Below are 17,249 nucleotides of genomic sequence, written 5' to 3' on the forward strand. Positions count from 1 at the left end.
TGATTGGTTAAGCCAATCACTCTGAAGTACTTTCAGTACTCAATTATTGGAATTAACGTTGACATATTGTCATTCAGTTTTCAATGTTCATCTAATTTGCGTCTAAACAATATTGTACTAAAAACAATGTTTGTTTTCAACTAATTTTGTTAACTTATTTTTAACACGTTTATAAATATATAACATTTATTTCGTATTAACAAGAGTCAATTTTACACTTTCAAGAAAAAGTTTTGATAACTTTTTTCGTTGTTGTGCTGTCGTTTTCAGCGACTTTTATATAATATCAAGTGAGGTTTTAAAAGTCAACACTATTTAGCATCTTTTTTAACAAAAAATTAAAAAGCACAAGATTAAGGTGTAAATAGAATTTAATCTTGTGCTTTGTATCATTTCTTCAATGATTTACTGTCTTTATTCAACTTTGATTTCTTGGCTTTTCTCTCTTCAAGAGACAACGCATTATATTTAGGTAATGTAATTAATTGATAAGCATTACATAATAATAATCCAAAGATTGTAAGATAAATCCAACTTGTATCTTCCACTCTTAAAAATGGTATAAGCTCTACTGTCGTCATAACAACCATGAAAAACATAGATGGAATCCATAAATTCTTTTTAGATTGTTTGTTTTTTATATTACTTGTAATGATCGCAAAAATAACGACAACGATCGGTAACCAAATAAATGATAAGATTTGATCTGTTCCACCAAATCTTAAAAATCTAAAATACACTAAATCAAATATAGCAAATACTGTTACAACGATTTGTACATGTGGCCATATCTTACCAAAGATACCTATGCCTAATTGATTAATGAATAAATAGATGAAATATGCAAGCTGACTAATAGTTGCTACAAGTAGTCCTACAACTAAGAACCATATTGAAGCTGCTACAAACTCACCTATTTCTCCAGCAAATAAATATTTCGTTACTTTATCATATCCAAAGATAAGTGACGCAATGTATGTCACAACTACACCTATCAACAGTGTATTTCTGTAAAATTGAATTAAATATTTTAAAGTCACTTGCTTACCTCCGCACTAATCTTCATCTGTTATATTAATGATATTCTTAGCAATTTGACTATAAACTTTACCTAAATCTTCATGTTCTTTATAGATAGAAGGTGAAAAGTTATTTTCATCCCACTCAGGTTGACTTAATGGAAGCTCACCTAATAACGTCGTTTGAAGTTCTTGTGCTAATTTAGCACCGCCGCCTTTACCGAATACATATTCTTTATTTCCTGTTTCTTTACTTTGGAAATAAGACATATTTTCGATTACACCTAAAATAGAATGTTCAGTATGTTTAGCCATTGCACCTGCTCTTGCTGCAACAAATGCTGCAGTTGGATGAGGTGTCGTTACAATAATTTCTTTACTTGAAGGTAACATTGTATGTACATCTAAAGCTACATCACCAGTACCTGGTGGTAAATCAAGTATTAAGTAATCTAATTCTCCCCATTTAACTTCTGTAAAGAAACTTGTGATCATTTTTCCTAACATTGGACCTCTCCAAATGACAGGTGCATTTTCTTCAACGAAAAATGCCATAGAAATAACTTTAACGCCTTCACGCTCAACAGGAATAATTTGTTCGCCTTCTACTTCTGGTTTTTCTTGTATACCCATCATATCTGGAACACTAAATCCATATATATCAGCATCAACGAGTCCTACTTTTTTACCTTCTCTAGCAAGAGATACTGCTAAGTTAACGGCTACTGTTGATTTACCAACACCGCCTTTACCTGAGGCAACTGCAATAAATTCAACTGGATTATCTTTAGATAATAGTCCTTCTATCGTTTGTTCTTCCATTATACCTTTGAATTTTTCTAATGCTTCATCAGATAATTCATCAAATCTTATCCCTACAGTTTTCGCACCATTTTCTTTTAATAGATCTACAATTTCCATTTGTAAATCAAGTTGTGGTTGTCCGCCAAGCTTAGCTATCGCAACTTTGACACTCACATGCTCTTTTTCTTCTTTGATGCTAACTTCAACTATGCCGCCTGTTTCTTTAAGTGGTACATCTACAATCGGATCATGTAACGCTCCCACAAGTTCTTTAACCTGTTCTACTGATAACAAAATCTACGACTCCCCTTCTAAAATAATTATCTACTTATCATTATATTCAGTGTAACAAAAAATTTAAACATACAGGTAGTTTATTGTTTAAAAAAGGGAGCGGGACAGAAATCTAATTTATATAAATAGATTTCGTAGTCCCGCCCCGGCAAGGATGACTAGAGTTGAAAAAAGCTTGGTACAAGCGCATTTTCAATTCAGACATCTACTGCCAAGTTGTAAAAAGAGACTGAAACATTACATTATGTCTCAGTCTCTTTAAATCTTCTTATTTAGAATGGTTCGGTATTCTTGTATTACTATGTTTGTTTTCTGATTTAATAAATATAGATAATACAACTCCGAAAAATACAATAACAGTCAATACTAAGAATGCAATATTGATACCGTGAATCATTGCTTCAGATTGTAATATCTTCGCCGTATTACCTGCATTGGCATGTTCTAATTGTGTCTTTGAAGGTTCAAAGTTCTTAGCACCAATCGACATAATCGTTACTAATATACCTGTACCAATTGAACCTGAGATTGTTCTTAGTGTATTCATCATTGCTGTACCATGGGATAATACTTCGTTTGGAATCGCATTTAATCCTGCAGTATTAACAGGCATCATTATCATAGAGACACCAAACATTCTAATTGAATAAACAACAATTAAATAAAGTAGTGATGTACTATCATTTAAGAATGCAAGCATGAGAGTTGTGACTGTAATGATTGTAAATCCGATGATTGCCAACCATTTCGCACCGTATTTGTCGAACAAACGACCTGTTACAAGTGACATAACACCTGTAATGATTGCACCTGGTAATAATAGTAAACCAGAAATTAATGCTGAATATCCTCTTGCATCTTGCATATACATTGGCATTAATAGTGATGGCCCAATTAAAGAAACCATTGAGAAAATACCTATGATTGTTGTTAATGCAAATGTTTTATATTTGAATACTCTTATATTCAATAATGGGGTTTCTAATTTTAACTGTCTTAATACGAAGATTACTAACGTTACGATACCTATAATTAATGTAACGATAACAATTGGTGATGTGAATCCTAGAGATCCTGCGCTACTGAATCCATATAATAAAGATCCAAAGCCTACTGTAGATAGAATAATAGATGGTACATCTAAGTGAACATCTTTTGGTTTAGAAATATTCGTTAAGTATTTCGCACCAAAAGCTAATGCTACAACCGCGAATGGAATGATTGTGTAGAATGGACTTCTCCAACTAAAGTTATCAACGAGATAACCAGATAACGTTGGACCTAATGCTGGGGCGAATGAGATAACGAGACCTGCCATACCCATCGCAAAACCACGTTTTTCTTTAGGGAATAAATTAAAGAGTACAAATTGCATAAGGGGCATCATAACACCTGCACCCATTGCTTGAAGTACTCTTGCTAACATTAATATTCCAAAGTTTGGCGATAAAGCGGCAACTAACGTACCGATTGTAAATGATAACATCGCCATTAAATAAAGTGGTCTTGTATTAAATTTATCCATTAAAAATGCTGTAGCCGGTATCATAACACCGTTGACTAACATAAATCCTGTCATTAACCATTGACCTTGGTTGGCATCGATTTTTAAATGTACCATGATTTCAGGTATTGCTGTATTTAATAAAGTTTGGTTTAAAATCGCCACAAAGGCACTTACTAACATTACAGCTACTACCAAATTTCTTTGACCTTTTGAAATGTCCTGAACATTCATGGTTTCAACTCCTTCCAAATATACCTTTGCTATTATGCACTATTTTATTTCGGAAATCAAAATAAATGTTTCATCGGTTTAAATTTTTGCTATCTGGATAGAAAATTTCAGTACATATATATAAAACAGTGATTATCACTAAAATAACCCAAAAGTCAATTTTGATTTGTGAATAATATATATGTACTGTGAAATAAAACATAATCGTGCTAACAGTTATCGTTAATAAATGAAAAGTCATACCCTTGAAATACGGATTATCATTTAGTCTATTTTTAAATCTATCTAATAAAAATTCTATAGCGACAAGTGTAAAGTAGCCAAACAATATGTAACTACCATAATAGAACAAGTTATCTATCATACTTTTATTGTAGTTGAATTCTGCTAAGCCATAATAAATTAAAATTCTGCTTAATCCAAACATACCAAAAGAAAGTAGTACAATAAAAATTGCACCAGACAATGTGAAAATACTTATAATAATCAATATGGACAATAAATGAAAAATATCAAAACGCTTATTTTTTCTTTTCATACATTGTGACTCCCTCTAAATATGTTTTACCTTTAAAAACTTTTTCTTCGCTTTTCTTTAAATACAATAGACCATACAATCGTCAATGTAACGACTACTAATATAATATACAACATAATATTTTGAACGCCGTAACTTAAAAATGAAATGTTTAATACATATATTGAAGAAACAATTAACGATCCAGTTGTACTACCTATTGTCTTAAATAATGTATAAATCGACATCATGGAACCTAATTGGTGATGAGGTGCTTCTTCTTGAACAACGACAACATCTTTCGTATATACCGTACCAAATGATACGCCCATTACAAAAACAGCAAATGGGATGATTACAATCCATTCGACGCCTGTTAATATAGCAAAGCTACCAACAAACATTGCCAAGAAAGCTAACATATAAATAAATTTCAATTTCAGTTGATCTAATCTACCAAGTACAAACGTGATAAACAACCAACCTACCGACATTGGAAAAATGATCAAACCACTTTGTAACGGTGTAAAGCCTTGTTCATTTTGTAAATAGATTGGCATAAAAATAGTGTAGCCCATCAACATTGTTGAATAAATCATATCTGTAAACAACACGAGAATGATTTTTCTATTAAATGCTTCAACAGGTACAAACGGATTTCTCATACGCGTCTCAACTCTGTAGAGTAATACGACAAATCCAATTAATAATATGAAGCAAATAATACGTAAAATAAATGGTATATGTTCTGCAACAATTAGTAAAAAGCTTGCGACCACACCATAAAATATGAATAAGCCTTTATAATCTAATTTAGTTTTTTCTACTTTTTCTTGTTCGAAATTAAAATACTTTATAACCAACCACATAGATACTAAAGCTATAGGTACATTGATATAAAATAGAAAGCTCCAGTTTAAAGATTCTAATATTGCGCCACCTAACAGTGGTCCTACAATACTAGATATACCCCAAACACTTCCAACAATACCCATCACTTTATATCTTCTCGGAATTGGAAAAGCAAGTTTAGGTACAACTTGACCTAATGTCATCATGACACCTGCACCTAAACCTTGAACAATTCTAGAAATAACTAGCAATGGGAAACTATGTGTCATTTCACTTAACCCACAAAATACACTACCAATAATAAATACAGATATCCCTAGTAACACTACTAACTTAATATTAATTCTCTTTACAAGTTCACCAACGATTGGTGTCATAAACACAACCGCTATTAAATATACTGTAAAGATTAATGCAACTTCCGTATCAATATTAAAGTCTTTCTGCATCGTTGGTGTTGCTAAAGATACGATTGATGTTTCTATAGCACTCATAAACATAATAAGTACTAAAGCCAACACAATTCCTTTGTTCTTAGTCATAATTCACGCTCTTTCATATACAATATTTCCGTTAACAATTGTTAATTTAGCTTGAATTTGTGCTAAATCTTGACGGTTAACCTTAAATGGATCTTGATCTAACACAGTGAAATCCGCTTCATATCCTACTTTAATTCTTCCAGTACGGTCAGTCGTTTGACCAATCTCACTCGCAAGTGTTGTATATAAACGTAAAGCATCAAATACCGAAAGTGCTTCTTCAAAGAAATACGCACCTTCTTCACCATACGTTTGTCTATTAACTGCCGCATGAATACCTAGCATAGGATTCGGTGTTTCAATCGGTGCATCTGAACCGCCACCTATTATAATACCTAAGTCTAACATTGACTTAAACGGATATAAATATCTCGCTCTTTCTTTCCCTACTTTATCTTGAACCCACGGAAAATCACTTGTAATAAATTGTGGCTGAACGTCACAAATCACAGGTAACTTCGCAACGCGTTGTAATAACGCTTCATTTAATGTACTAATATGAATCAATCTATCTCTAAGTCCGTTTGGCACAGGATATTTTTCTATCGCATCTAATACCATTTCACAAGCTTTGTCACCAATCATATGAACAGCTATCGCACCATTATATTTTCTTGCGATTTTCACTTTTTCTTCGAGTTCTTCTTGTGTATATATCGCAAGTCCATAATTCGTTCCAGTCGGATCATTAGAATAAGGTTCTTTCAACAATGCTGTACTGCCACCAAAAGCACCATCTGCATAAAATTTCATAGCATCAGGCTCTATCCATTTATCAAAAAAAGTCGCCTGTTCTTCCATCATTTGTTCATAAACACTAAAGTGTCGTAACAATCGTACTCTAAATGGCTTTTGGTCTTCACCTGGCCCTACAACTGTTTTATAAGCATTTAAGACATCTTTATAATCTTCGTAGTAACCTAAATCTTCTGTATGCGATCCTGTTATACCATACTGATATAAATATGTAATCGCGTTATTTAAATGTTTAGTAAGAGACTGTTCATCTTCATTTGAAGCTAATTCTTCAAATGGTTCCATAGCTGTATCATATAACCAACCAGTCAGTTCACCTTCTTGTTTTTCATATGAACCACCGTCAGGATTTTCGACATCATTTGTCATACCTAAAATCTCTAACGCTTTCGAATTGACGATTGCTGCATGTCTACATACCCTTTTTACAATTACCGGATTATCTTTGCATAATTCATCTAAATCAAATTTATTAAGTCTAATGCCATTTAATAGATTTTCGTCATAACCTTCAGCAACTAACCATTCACCTGGTTGTAGCGTTTGTGCTTTCTGGCTAATTTTTTCTTTTACATTTTCAATATTTGTCTCACCATTTAAAATGACTGATGATAACCAAACACCAGTCCCCATAACATGAATATGTGTTTCAACAAATCCTGGAAACATCGTCCCACCTTTTAAATCGATTGTTTCATAATCCGTTGTTTGAATTTGGTTTAAATCTTCTTTTGATAAAACAGCTTCTATCAAACCATTATCTACAATTACCCCTGCATATGTATCATCTGGTCTTTCCATCGTATATATTGTTCCGTTATGATATAACTTTTTCATCCGATTCAGCTCCCTTATACATTCAAGTTTATTCTAATTCTACATATTTAATAGTAAAAAAGACACCGATAAAATCGATGTCTCCTATTTTAATTTTATAAAGTTCATTTTTATAGTATGACATGCTTAACGGCAGTAATTAATGCTTCCGTTCTTTCTTCACCAAAATATGCTTTATATCTATCATCCGCTTCATACATATTAATAATTTCTAAGTGTTTATCTTCTGTATAATTTGGCCAACTGAATGTTAACCATTCTCTGTGTAACTTAGTGACTTCTTCTTGTTTTTCTAATGTTGCCCCTTGTTCAACAATATTATCCAGTTTTTCTACGAGTTTCTTTTCAATTTGATTTTTACTTTTAATTTCATCTTTCGTCATATCAAGAAACTGATCATCAGTCTGGTCAATCTTATGGCCGCTTCTATCTTCTACTGTTTCTCCCTGAAGCTCTTCATTAACATTTAGTTTGTCACGATCGAATGTTTCAAAATCTCTTTTTTCTGACATTATGATTACCCCCTATTCATATCGTATAACATTTAATATTATCTATTTACCCGTTTTGCAAAAAAATAACAAAAAGAGCAGGATAGAAACCTCAATATTCTAAAGAGATTATATATCCTGCTCACTAACTTTATTTCAATCGTCTTTGTTCACCTTTTTTAAGATGTTCATTAAACGTTTGTTTATTATTTCTGCGTTGGTGTTTAATCAATAATACTAATGCATAAACTAATATTAGACCGAATATAAGTGAAACAATACCCATAAACTGCAAACCACTTTGTTTGCCGTCACTAAATACAAAGTAATAAAAGAAATAGCCTTGAATTAAAATAATAATTGTAAGAACCGTATAATACAAACGATAGTTCATCTTATCCTCCTACATAAAGTACATAATTGCTAGAAAATGAAAAATTGAAGCAATCAAAATGAAGAAGTGCCAAATCATATGGAAGTACTTTTTATCTTTTTGAGCATAGAACCATGCTCCTACTGTATAACTAAGACCTCCAAATAAAATAAACAACATAAATATTAACGATGTCTTATTGATAACTGTTGGTAACATGAGAACACCCATCCAACCCATGATTAAATACATCGCTAAACTTAATTTATGATTAACGTTCTTAGCTGTTGATTTATATATAATGCCCCAAATTGTAATTCCCCATTGGACTGCCATAATTAGCCAACCTAACCAGCCGCCAACTAACGATAATGCAATCGGCGTGTACGTTCCACAAATTGCGATATAAATCATACTATGATCAATAATTCTCATAATGTATTTCTGAGGTGATGAAGATGACATTGAGTGATAAATGGCAGATGATAAAAACATCAGCATAATACTTATAATATAAATAGAGACACTCGTCGATTTAAGTGCGCCATCACTAATATAACTTTCTACTGCTGCGTATGGTAAGAAGAATAATAGAAAGAAAGCAGGGACACCATGTGATACTGCATTACCAACTTCCTCACCGAAGGAAAGTGGCATAATATCTTTAAATGCTTCTTTAACTTTCCCGTTTTTTCTAGGATGAGACTTTGTATGATTGATTTGTTCCATTCATATACCTCTTTTTATAATAGTTGATTGTTCTCTAAATCTCTTTGCGCTGTTTCGATACTGTCTTGTCCTTCTTTGTTCTTTAAAGGGCTAAATTCTTTCGTTCTATCTACTTGTAGTGTAGCAAATGATTCTGCATATTTGAAAATATCAAAATAAAACAATTCGAATTTCAATGACTCTTCTTCTACAACACTGAAGTCTTCATCTAATTGTTTTAACTTCTTAACTGCTAAATGATACGGCAATGGTTTAGAAGCCGCTTCTATAAGAAAATCTAATTTAAATACATGAATACCAATGTTAGCATTCTCTAGTTTATCAACATCATCTTCAGATAGCTCAGAATACTCTAATACACACTTTTTACCATCAATTGATACAAGACGACCAACTTTTTCTCCGCTATGCGCTTTAATAGATTTAGTTGTTACATCACTATTATGTTCTACTGTAAATCCAACAAATTCAGGATCCAGAACTTTTACGAGCGCATTATCAATGTTGTTTGAGAATAAGTATTCCACGCCATTTTCTTTCATTTCAGCAAGTAACTTTGTCTTCTCTAGAGATTTGAATACACCACCATTACCATTAGGTGTGCGCATGACTCTTCTATTTGTATCTAAAATTAATTGACCGTCCGTCGTTAAAGATACAATGTGGTCTTGCTTAAAGAAATGAATATAATTTTCATCGTAATCAAAGTATTTGTTTTCTAAGAAAAATGACAATGTATCTTTATGATTCACGTCACTTGTCATGATATACCAATGAATTGGCGTACCCACTTCTTCTGTTAATTGCTTTAATTGCTCTGCTTGTCTTTCAAATAAACTTTTGTTATTGAATGAGAATGTACCCTTTGGTCCTTTATGGCCTAATCTTGTACCTTGCCCACCAGCCATTAATAATACAGCAAATTTACCATCTTTAATCGCTTGTATACCAAGTGAACGGTAAGATTTCAGTTGTTCTTCTGAAAGTTGATCTTTAACTTCAAATTCAACTTGTTCTATATTATCTGCAACATCTATTGTTTTTCTATTTATGTATACATCTTGATATAGCTTATCTATTTCATCTAAATCTAATTGATTGATATCAGATTCTAATTGTTCTTTCTCACTTTGGCTCATCAATTTAGTATATTCTAAAATGTGATGTTGACCATGTTCTTTCAGGTTTGTTTCATCTAGCATTATAATACCTCCGAAAATTTGACTCATTCTTATTATACGACTTTAGAATGATTTGTCTAAAAATATCACAAAAAATTTATAATTAAAATGATTATTTTAAAATTAAATGGGTATTTATAATAATGTGTTGCTTTAAGCACAAAATATTCCTATATATAATAGGCCAAGGAGGATTTTATTATGAGTTTAGGAGATAAGTTTAACGATGCAAAAGACAAAGCAGTTGAAAAAGGTAAGGATCATTTAGAAGAGAATAAAGACGAATATACTGAAAAAGGTAAAGACTTTGCTAAAGAAAAAGGCGAAGATTTAAAAGGTAAATTCGGAAAATAACATAATGTTTAATGAAAGCTAAGACACTACCTTTGGTCTTAGCTTCTTTTTTTATATAAACAATCGATAAATATCTTTCCACCATAAAATGACTGTGATAATGGTAAATGCAGATGATAAGCTTAAATCCATAACACCGCCCGTTCTAAATACAATGGGTAATTTAACTGAGACATTTAAAGGATAAAATAGTTTGACCCCTCTTGGTGTTAACATATCTAAAATGATATGCGATAACATACCCAATATAATCGAAACTAAATATGGTTCTGGTGCGGATATTGTTCTCAATCCCCAAAATATTAAAAATAGAAATAATAATGAATGGGTAAACGTTCGGTGTCCAAAAATTAACCTAATAACAAAACTAATCGGAAATATTTTCTTACCTAGATTACTTTTGAAATGACAAATATCTGGGACCAAACTCGCTACACCACATAAACTTACAATCGTAAATGATGTAAAAATATCTTCTCCATAATAAATACTTAATGATGACCCGATGAATATACCGCATGAGAGATGTGTTTTTCCTGTCATATTAATGTTTCCTCTTTTCAATTACTTTATTTTATTTTACCACAAAATACCGAACAAGTATACGAACACTTTGTGACTTTATAGTGATATACCTCACATAAATGTAATTCAAATGACAAAATTGTGAAAATAATCACATAAGTATTGATTTGTTATTAATCCCTGTTAAACTATAGTTGTAAGTCATATTAAACATAACCCTATACCATTGTTGAAATAACCCCCTTATTTCACAATAAAAAAACGTTCATCGCATTAGATGAACGTTTTTTATTTAGCTTGCTTTGTTTAATTGTGTTTCTTGCTGATGATCACTTTGAGTGGATTCATTGTTGCTTGATTGTTGAGAGCGATTTTGACTTTGCCCTTCTCTATTTGTATTCTCGTCTTGTTGATTCGTGTTTCGAGATGGATCAGTATGATTATTATCCTCTTCGTAGGGTTCATTACTTTGTTCATTTGATCCTTGGTTTGAATCTTGGTTAGAATCTTCATTTGTATTTGAGTGATGTTGATCTTGATGACCTTGATTATTCTGATTATTTTCTTTAGGTAATGTACAGCCATCATCATTACATAAATAACCATCACGTGATAAATTTTGCCAAGCTCTCGTAAATTCGATTGTATTTTCTGCTTTATCACATTCTGCTTGAGAGTTACCTTGATTTAACAAACAATTTCTAGCTACTGTATAAGCTTCTGTATCAAAGTTTTCAGTTTCATTATGATTGTTCGGTTTAACACCATTTACATTTTCTTCTACTGGAATTTCATCTGAAGATTGTTGATTGTTATTGCCATTTTGATTGTTATCATTATTATTTGTTTTTGATTTTTCTTCTTTAGTTTTAACATCTTCACCTGTCGATTCTGAAGTTGTTTTTTTCTCAGTAGTCGTTTCAGATGATTTTTCGTTATCATTATGTTCATTATTCTTAGAAGTTTGGTTGTCACATGCTACTAGAAATAATAAGCAAACTGTTAAGAGACCATAAATCCATTTCATAGAATCACTCCTCGGCCTTTTTGCTTTTTCTTTCTTACTATTCATTAAAGACACTTCTTTCTTATAAAATAATTAAGCATTTAATAAAACATAAGAATATCATACATGATAAACTAACATTAGTAAAAACTATTGTAACATTTAGGGGGTATTAAATATGTATAGAAATGTTAAAAAGGATGAGTGGACAGGTAGAACAGATAGCACAACATTGCGTTCTGCCTTTAGATTCCATCAAATCGTTGACTCAATTCATATTGAGAAAGAAGACATTACACCAAAGAAAGAATTCGAACATCAAGTTAATATGGCACTTATAGGTTTTGAATGCGATGAAGGTGTTTCTAGAAATAATGGTCGACCAGGTGCTGTAGATGGTCCTAAACATTTTAGAAAAGCTTTAAGTCCTTTGCCAATACATAATGAGTATTTACATTTAACTGACTACGGAGATGTCATTTGCCACAAAAATAAAATGGAAGAAGCGCAATCAGAACTTGGAGATAAAATCTCAAACATATTATTGCATAATGACTTTACAGTTATTATTGGTGGCGGTCATGAAGTCTTATATGGCCATTATTTAGGTGTAAGAAAAGCCAACAAAGACAAAAAAATTGGCATCATCAACATAGACGCACATTTTGATATGAGAGATTACGACGAAAAAACATCTTCTGGCACAATGTTTAAACAGATTTTAGATCAAGATGATCAAGTTGGTTATTTTGTGTTAGGTATTCAGAAAAATGGTAATACTAAAGCACTCTTCGAAAGAGCTGATGAATATGGTGTCCAATACATTCGTGAAGATGAGCTTCGTAGCCATTTATCGATAGAAACAATTACTTCTATTAATTCATTTATTGAAGGCTATGATGAAATCCTCATTACATTATGTACTGATTCTATAGATGTAAGTTATGCACCTGCAGTAAGTGCACCTTGTATTATGGGATTACAACCTCAAATTGTTCAAACAATTTTACAATTAGTTACAAACTCAAACAAAAGTTCAAGCATTAGTATTGCTGAGCTATCACCAAGATTCGATATAGATAATCGAACTGCAAGATTACTTGCGAATATCGCATCGAATATTTATCACGATCAAGCAGAAGTCATTCAATCACAGTGGGAGTCCTAAATCATGTCAGAATTTAAAAAAGGTATTATATATGCAATATTTGCATATGTTATTTGGGGTGTCCTACCAATTTATTGGAACCTCGTAAGTGAAATTGGACCATTCGAAATTTTAGCACATCGTATTATATGGTCAGCAGTATTCATGTTATTACTGTTATTATTTACAAAACAATTTCCAATGTTCAAAGCAGCAACAATTAAGTTATTTAAACAAAAGAAAATGCTATTCGCTATTATCATCGCTGGTTATATAATTACAGTGAACTGGGGTACATTTATTTGGGCGGTTAATAACCACCATGTACTACAAGCAAGTCTTGGTTATTACATCAATCCTTTAATGAGTATATTCCTAGCCTTTATTTTCTTAGGCGAACGATTCTCAAAAGCTCAATGGGTAGCTATTCTATTAGCATTTGTTGGTGTTATTTATATGACTTTTCAAGTCGGAGAATTTCCATTCGTATCAATATTACTTGCAACTTCATTTGCGCTTTATGGATTGATCAAGAAAGTTGTAGATATCGATGCATTTAGTAGTATTACGATAGAATGTATCGTGACATTACCAGCAGCACTTATTTATATATTCTACTTATCACAACATAATGCCGTTACATTTGGTATGAACAGTTCAAGCGGATGGTTATTACTTTCTGGTGCTGTTACAGCTGTTCCACTTATTTTATTTAGTGCTGGCGCAAGAAGAATACCTCTATCTTTAACAGGCTTTATTCAATATATTGGTCCAACTATTATGTTCTTTATCGGTATATTCTTATTGAACGAACATTTCGATGTTGATCAATTTATTACATTCATATTTATTTGGGCAGGTATTATCATTTATAGTTACAGTAAATATGTAGAACTTAATCGCAATAGAAAAAAATTAACAAAAGAAACTCGTTAACAATAAAAGGCTGAGACATCATATATGTCTCAGCCTTTTATTATTAATATATATCGCCACAAGTTGTAGCTAATAATGCTTTAATCGTATGCATTCTATTTTCTGCTTGTTGGAACACTTTCGAATAATCTGATCTAAATACGTCATCTGTCACTTCCATACATGTTACACCAAACTTTTCGAAGCATAGCGCACCCATTTCAGTATTCAAATCATGAATAGCTGGTAAGCAATGTAAAAATAAAGTTTCATTTTTACCTGTTAAATTAATTAAGTTTTGATTTACTTGGTAATCTTTAAGTAATTCAAAGCGTTCTTCTAATTGTTGTTCCTCACCCATTGAACACCAAACATCTGTATATATGATATCACTGCCGTAAATACCTTCTTGGATATTATCTGTAATTAATATTTCACTTCCAGATTCTTTACTAAATGACAATGCCATATTTTGAACTTCTTCATTTGGTTGAAGTGATGATGGTGCAACAATATGAATATTCACTCCTAAAATTGCACTCGTAACAAGCAATGAGTTTGCAACATTATTGCGTCCATCTCCTATAAATGTCAAAGTCTTTCCTTCGTATGTACCAAAGTATTCTTTAATTGTCATAAAGTCCGCTAACATTTGTGTAGGATGCCACTCATTTGTTAAGCCATTCCATACGGGTACGTTGGAATATTGAGCTAAGTCTTCTACTGTCTTTTGTTCAAATCCTCTAAAAGCAATACCATCAAACATGGATCCAAGTACGACTGCTGTATCTTCTACAGATTCTTTCTTACCTAGTTGTAAATCTTCTTTACCTAAATAAGACACACTTGCACCCATTTTAGTTGCAGCTACTGTGAAAGCTGAACGTGTTCTTGTTGATTGCTTTTCAAATAATAAAGCGATATGTTTCCCGTTTAAATAACGATGTGGAATCTGATGCTTTTCTTTGAATTTTAATTCCATTGCCAAATCAATAAGTGATTCTAATTCTGCTTTAGAAAAATCTACTTCTTTTAAAAAACTTGTCTTGTTTAATTCTTTTAACATAGATAACTTCGTCCCAATGAAACCAGCTCCTTATTTATTTATAAAGATAATATTACAACATACGATTCCATTTGTAAATAGTTATTCAATATATTGCATAAAAATACTTATTTTAATTAGTATGACATAATAAATAAAAAATATAACACATTTTCTCGTTTTTCTATTGAAAACGGATACATAATGCGTTATGATGTAGTCATCAAACAAAAGGATGTGTTTAGATATGGCAATGAGAGTATCAAAGGACAATAATCAAGTTCATATTCAATGGAGAGTAGCGGACATTACAATTCCAAATAATGAAATTAAAAACATTAAAGAGGATCAAGATATTCACGCTTTGTCTAATGAAGCCCAAGATCATATCGTAAGAATTGGCTCAACTTTTGGCAAAACAAATCGTGTGATTATCGAAACAAATGATAAAGAATACATTATTTATACACATGCTGATAAGAAAGTTTACAACGAACTTACTAAAGAAGCTTAAGTTCAAACTTTCAGGCATTTTAAATAAACACCGCGAAGTCATATTACACTGACTTCGTGGTGTTATTTATATGGCATTTTCAAATTAAATTATTATGATACATTTTTAAAGCATGCTAACATATAAGAAAGGAGTGATGTTCAATATGTTAAGAGACTTAAAAGGGCTCAATGCAGTCATTACGGGTGGCTCTAAAGGTATCGGTAAATCAATCGCGATTGCATTAGCTCACGAAGGCGTTAATGTCGCTATTGCAAGTAGAAATATTGATACTTTAAAAGCAACAGCCGATGAACTTAAACAATATGACGTCAAAGTATTTTATAAAGAAACCAATATTGCGCACCAAAAAGATGTGCAACGTTTCATAGAAGATTCATACCATGCATTAGGCTCAATAGATATCGTGATTAATAATGCAGGTATTATGAAGAATAATTCATTTTTAGAAGTAAGTGAATCTGAGTTCGATCAATTATTTGAAACAAATGTTAAAGGTATATACTACGTCTTACAAGAAGCATTACCACATCTCGTAAGACAAAAAAGCGGAGATGTTATTAATATCGCCTCAATGTCTGGATTAAAAGCCAGTGCAACAAGCAGTATCTATTCTGCTACTAAATATGCGGTAATTGGTATGACTGAAGGTATTATGCAAGAAATGAGAAAACATAACATTCGAGTATCATATTTAACCCCTTCTGCCGTCTTAACAGATTTAATAGGAGAAACACAATTACAAGAAGATACGATGACGCATCCAGAAGATATAGCAGACGTAGTTGTATCACAACTGAAACTACAACCAAGAACATTTATGAAGACAGCACAAATCTGGGCTACTAACCCAACACCAAAAGAATAGGAGAGATCACTATGTATGTTGTAACAAATAGAATTAAAATGAAAAAAGGTTATGCAGAAAAATTAGCACCAATGTTTACTAAAGGTGGCGCACTACAAGAAATGAAAGGTTTCATTAAAGTTGAAACTTGGAATATGCAAGACATTGAAGACAATGACGAATTACATGTCAATATGTGGTGGGAAGAACTAGAAGACTTCGAAGCATGGAAAACGAGCGATGCATTTAAACAAGCACATAGTCGCGGCGGAGACAGTAATAAAGACAAAGGCGAATCACCAATGTTAGGATCTGAAATCGCAATCGCTAAAGTCGAAACAACAATTGACCCAAAATAATATAAATATGGACAAACTGAACTTATCTAGTTCAGTTTGTTTTTGTTATGAGGGTGGAATGAGGAAGATGTGAGTTTATTTGGTGCTTAAGCTATAATTTGGACAATCTCTTGGCTTTATTCAGACATTAAGCCATGACTTAGACGATCTCTTGGCTTTATTCGGAAATTAAGCCATGACTTGAATGATCTCTTGGCTTTATTCACCCATTAAGCCATGACTTGAATGATCTCTTGGCTTTATTCAGACATTAAGCAATGACTTTAGCGATTTCTTGGCTTTACTCAGACATTAAGCCATGACTTTAGCGATCTCTGATGTGAACCCAAATATTTGACCTAAACAAATCAAACTATTGGGGTGCATTCTTATGAGGAAAAAGTATGATTTTAAATTCAAAATAA

The 17,249-nt window shown here is 32.1% G+C and carries 19 protein-coding genes; 6 read left to right on the plus strand and 13 right to left on the minus strand.

Annotated features, from left to right (window positions below):
* Window positions 1-389: 389 nt before the first annotated feature.
* From LQ677_RS14280 to LQ677_RS14325, 10 genes are all read right to left on the minus strand, one after another.
* Window positions 390-1,040, minus strand: a complete 651-nt coding sequence (locus tag LQ677_RS14280; RefSeq protein ID WP_126477910.1) for a KinB-signaling pathway activation protein — start codon at window positions 1,038-1,040, stop codon at window positions 390-392.
* A 15-nt stretch (window positions 1,041-1,055) separates the two neighbouring features.
* The gene (locus LQ677_RS14285; RefSeq protein WP_037590437.1) at window positions 1,056-2,117 is read right to left on the minus strand and encodes an Mrp/NBP35 family ATP-binding protein; all 1,062 of its coding nucleotides are present in this window, start codon (window positions 2,115-2,117) and stop codon (window positions 1,056-1,058) included.
* Window positions 2,118-2,385: 268 nt separating this feature from the next.
* On the minus strand, window positions 2,386-3,855 hold the full coding sequence (locus tag LQ677_RS14290) for an MDR family MFS transporter (RefSeq protein WP_196308164.1): 1,470 nt from the start codon (window positions 3,853-3,855) through the stop codon (window positions 2,386-2,388).
* A gap of 70 nt (window positions 3,856-3,925) precedes the next feature.
* The gene (locus tag LQ677_RS14295; RefSeq protein ID WP_037590433.1) at window positions 3,926-4,393 is read right to left on the minus strand and encodes a SepA family multidrug efflux transporter; all 468 of its coding nucleotides are present in this window, start codon (window positions 4,391-4,393) and stop codon (window positions 3,926-3,928) included.
* A 32-nt stretch (window positions 4,394-4,425) separates the two neighbouring features.
* Window positions 4,426-5,766: a multidrug efflux MFS transporter SdrM gene (gene sdrM, locus LQ677_RS14300; RefSeq protein WP_204258755.1), complete on the minus strand. Its 1,341-nt coding sequence runs from the start codon at window positions 5,764-5,766 to the stop codon at window positions 4,426-4,428.
* A 3-nt stretch (window positions 5,767-5,769) separates the two neighbouring features.
* Window positions 5,770-7,359, minus strand: coding sequence for an amidohydrolase (locus LQ677_RS14305; protein ID WP_239749082.1), 1,590 nt, complete (start codon window positions 7,357-7,359; stop codon window positions 5,770-5,772).
* Between the two features lie 110 nt (window positions 7,360-7,469).
* On the minus strand, window positions 7,470-7,871 hold the full coding sequence (locus LQ677_RS14310; RefSeq protein WP_239749083.1) for a TipAS antibiotic-recognition domain-containing protein: 402 nt from the start codon (window positions 7,869-7,871) through the stop codon (window positions 7,470-7,472).
* A 130-nt stretch (window positions 7,872-8,001) separates the two neighbouring features.
* Window positions 8,002-8,244 carry a hypothetical protein gene (locus tag LQ677_RS14315; protein WP_037590426.1) on the minus strand — a complete coding sequence of 81 codons (243 nt, stop codon included), beginning with the start codon at window positions 8,242-8,244 and terminating at the stop codon, window positions 8,002-8,004.
* 9 nt (window positions 8,245-8,253) lie between these two features.
* Window positions 8,254-8,952 carry a PAQR family membrane homeostasis protein TrhA gene (gene trhA, locus LQ677_RS14320; RefSeq protein ID WP_051575476.1) on the minus strand — a complete coding sequence of 233 codons (699 nt, stop codon included), beginning with the start codon at window positions 8,950-8,952 and terminating at the stop codon, window positions 8,254-8,256.
* A 14-nt stretch (window positions 8,953-8,966) separates the two neighbouring features.
* Window positions 8,967-10,154: a UTP--glucose-1-phosphate uridylyltransferase gene (locus tag LQ677_RS14325; RefSeq protein WP_239749084.1), complete on the minus strand. Its 1,188-nt coding sequence runs from the start codon at window positions 10,152-10,154 to the stop codon at window positions 8,967-8,969.
* 180 nt (window positions 10,155-10,334) lie between these two features.
* Here LQ677_RS14325 and LQ677_RS14330 point away from each other — a divergent pair, with 180 nt between their 5' ends.
* Window positions 10,335-10,487: a hypothetical protein gene (locus LQ677_RS14330; protein WP_162841906.1), complete on the plus strand. Its 153-nt coding sequence runs from the start codon at window positions 10,335-10,337 to the stop codon at window positions 10,485-10,487.
* A gap of 51 nt (window positions 10,488-10,538) precedes the next feature.
* Here the strand turns inward: LQ677_RS14330 and LQ677_RS14335 are convergent, their stop codons facing one another.
* The gene (locus LQ677_RS14335; RefSeq protein WP_037590422.1) at window positions 10,539-11,030 is read right to left on the minus strand and encodes a metal-dependent hydrolase; all 492 of its coding nucleotides are present in this window, start codon (window positions 11,028-11,030) and stop codon (window positions 10,539-10,541) included.
* A gap of 274 nt (window positions 11,031-11,304) precedes the next feature.
* The gene (locus LQ677_RS14340) at window positions 11,305-12,039 is read right to left on the minus strand and encodes a hypothetical protein (RefSeq protein WP_239749085.1); all 735 of its coding nucleotides are present in this window, start codon (window positions 12,037-12,039) and stop codon (window positions 11,305-11,307) included.
* 157 nt (window positions 12,040-12,196) lie between these two features.
* On the opposite strand from LQ677_RS14340, the gene hutG reads away from it, so the two are divergent.
* Both hutG and rarD read left to right on the plus strand, forming a co-directional pair.
* Complete coding sequence (gene hutG, locus LQ677_RS14345) at window positions 12,197-13,186, plus strand: formimidoylglutamase (protein WP_107596645.1); 990 nt, start codon at window positions 12,197-12,199, stop codon at window positions 13,184-13,186.
* 3 nt (window positions 13,187-13,189) lie between these two features.
* Entirely contained in the window at window positions 13,190-14,101 is a 912-nt protein-coding gene (rarD, locus tag LQ677_RS14350; protein WP_150527423.1) for an EamA family transporter RarD, read from the plus strand.
* 43 nt (window positions 14,102-14,144) lie between these two features.
* Here the strand turns inward: rarD and argF are convergent, their stop codons facing one another.
* Entirely contained in the window at window positions 14,145-15,146 is a 1,002-nt protein-coding gene (gene argF / locus LQ677_RS14355) for an ornithine carbamoyltransferase (RefSeq protein WP_025904964.1), read from the minus strand.
* 226 nt (window positions 15,147-15,372) lie between these two features.
* Between argF and LQ677_RS14360 the strand changes: the two genes are divergently transcribed.
* From LQ677_RS14360 to LQ677_RS14370, 3 genes are all read left to right on the plus strand, one after another.
* On the plus strand, window positions 15,373-15,639 hold the full coding sequence (locus LQ677_RS14360; RefSeq protein ID WP_025904965.1) for a SunI/YnzG family protein: 267 nt from the start codon (window positions 15,373-15,375) through the stop codon (window positions 15,637-15,639).
* 145 nt (window positions 15,640-15,784) lie between these two features.
* The gene (locus tag LQ677_RS14365) at window positions 15,785-16,507 is read left to right on the plus strand and encodes an SDR family NAD(P)-dependent oxidoreductase (RefSeq protein WP_025904966.1); all 723 of its coding nucleotides are present in this window, start codon (window positions 15,785-15,787) and stop codon (window positions 16,505-16,507) included.
* An 11-nt stretch (window positions 16,508-16,518) separates the two neighbouring features.
* Window positions 16,519-16,845 carry a heme oxygenase gene (locus LQ677_RS14370; protein ID WP_037590416.1) on the plus strand — a complete coding sequence of 109 codons (327 nt, stop codon included), beginning with the start codon at window positions 16,519-16,521 and terminating at the stop codon, window positions 16,843-16,845.
* Window positions 16,846-17,249 lie beyond the last annotated feature (404 nt).

Origin of the sequence: Mammaliicoccus sp. Q-M61 (assembly GCF_022386055.1) — a bacterium.
In the GTDB taxonomy this organism is placed as follows: domain Bacteria; phylum Bacillota; class Bacilli; order Staphylococcales; family Staphylococcaceae; genus Mammaliicoccus; species Mammaliicoccus sciuri_A.

Bases quoted from the DNA above. Each gene is read 5' to 3' on its own strand.
- LQ677_RS14290 (WP_196308164.1), bottom strand. From the start codon at position 3,855: ATGAATGTTCAGGACATTTCAAAAGGTCAAAGAAATTTGGTAGTAGCT.
- LQ677_RS14295 (WP_037590433.1), bottom strand. From the start codon at position 4,393: ATGAAAAGAAAAAATAAGCGTTTTGATATTTTTCATTTATTGTCCATA.
- sdrM (WP_204258755.1), bottom strand. From the start codon at position 5,766: ATGACTAAGAACAAAGGAATTGTGTTGGCTTTAGTACTTATTATGTTT.
- LQ677_RS14305 (WP_239749082.1), bottom strand. From the start codon at position 7,359: ATGAAAAAGTTATATCATAACGGAACAATATATACGATGGAAAGACCA.
- LQ677_RS14310 (WP_239749083.1), bottom strand. From the start codon at position 7,871: ATGTCAGAAAAAAGAGATTTTGAAACATTCGATCGTGACAAACTAAAT.
- LQ677_RS14315 (WP_037590426.1), bottom strand. From the start codon at position 8,244: ATGAACTATCGTTTGTATTATACGGTTCTTACAATTATTATTTTAATT.
- trhA (WP_051575476.1), bottom strand. From the start codon at position 8,952: ATGGAACAAATCAATCATACAAAGTCTCATCCTAGAAAAAACGGGAAA.
- LQ677_RS14325 (WP_239749084.1), bottom strand. From the start codon at position 10,154: ATGCTAGATGAAACAAACCTGAAAGAACATGGTCAACATCACATTTTA.
- LQ677_RS14330 (WP_162841906.1), top strand. From the start codon at position 10,335: ATGAGTTTAGGAGATAAGTTTAACGATGCAAAAGACAAAGCAGTTGAA.
- LQ677_RS14335 (WP_037590422.1), bottom strand. From the start codon at position 11,030: ATGACAGGAAAAACACATCTCTCATGCGGTATATTCATCGGGTCATCA.
- LQ677_RS14340 (WP_239749085.1), bottom strand. From the start codon at position 12,039: ATGAAATGGATTTATGGTCTCTTAACAGTTTGCTTATTATTTCTAGTA.
- hutG (WP_107596645.1), top strand. From the start codon at position 12,197: ATGTATAGAAATGTTAAAAAGGATGAGTGGACAGGTAGAACAGATAGC.
- rarD (WP_150527423.1), top strand. From the start codon at position 13,190: ATGTCAGAATTTAAAAAAGGTATTATATATGCAATATTTGCATATGTT.
- argF (WP_025904964.1), bottom strand. From the start codon at position 15,146: ATGTTAAAAGAATTAAACAAGACAAGTTTTTTAAAAGAAGTAGATTTT.
- LQ677_RS14360 (WP_025904965.1), top strand. From the start codon at position 15,373: ATGGCAATGAGAGTATCAAAGGACAATAATCAAGTTCATATTCAATGG.
- LQ677_RS14365 (WP_025904966.1), top strand. From the start codon at position 15,785: ATGTTAAGAGACTTAAAAGGGCTCAATGCAGTCATTACGGGTGGCTCT.
- LQ677_RS14370 (WP_037590416.1), top strand. From the start codon at position 16,519: ATGTATGTTGTAACAAATAGAATTAAAATGAAAAAAGGTTATGCAGAA.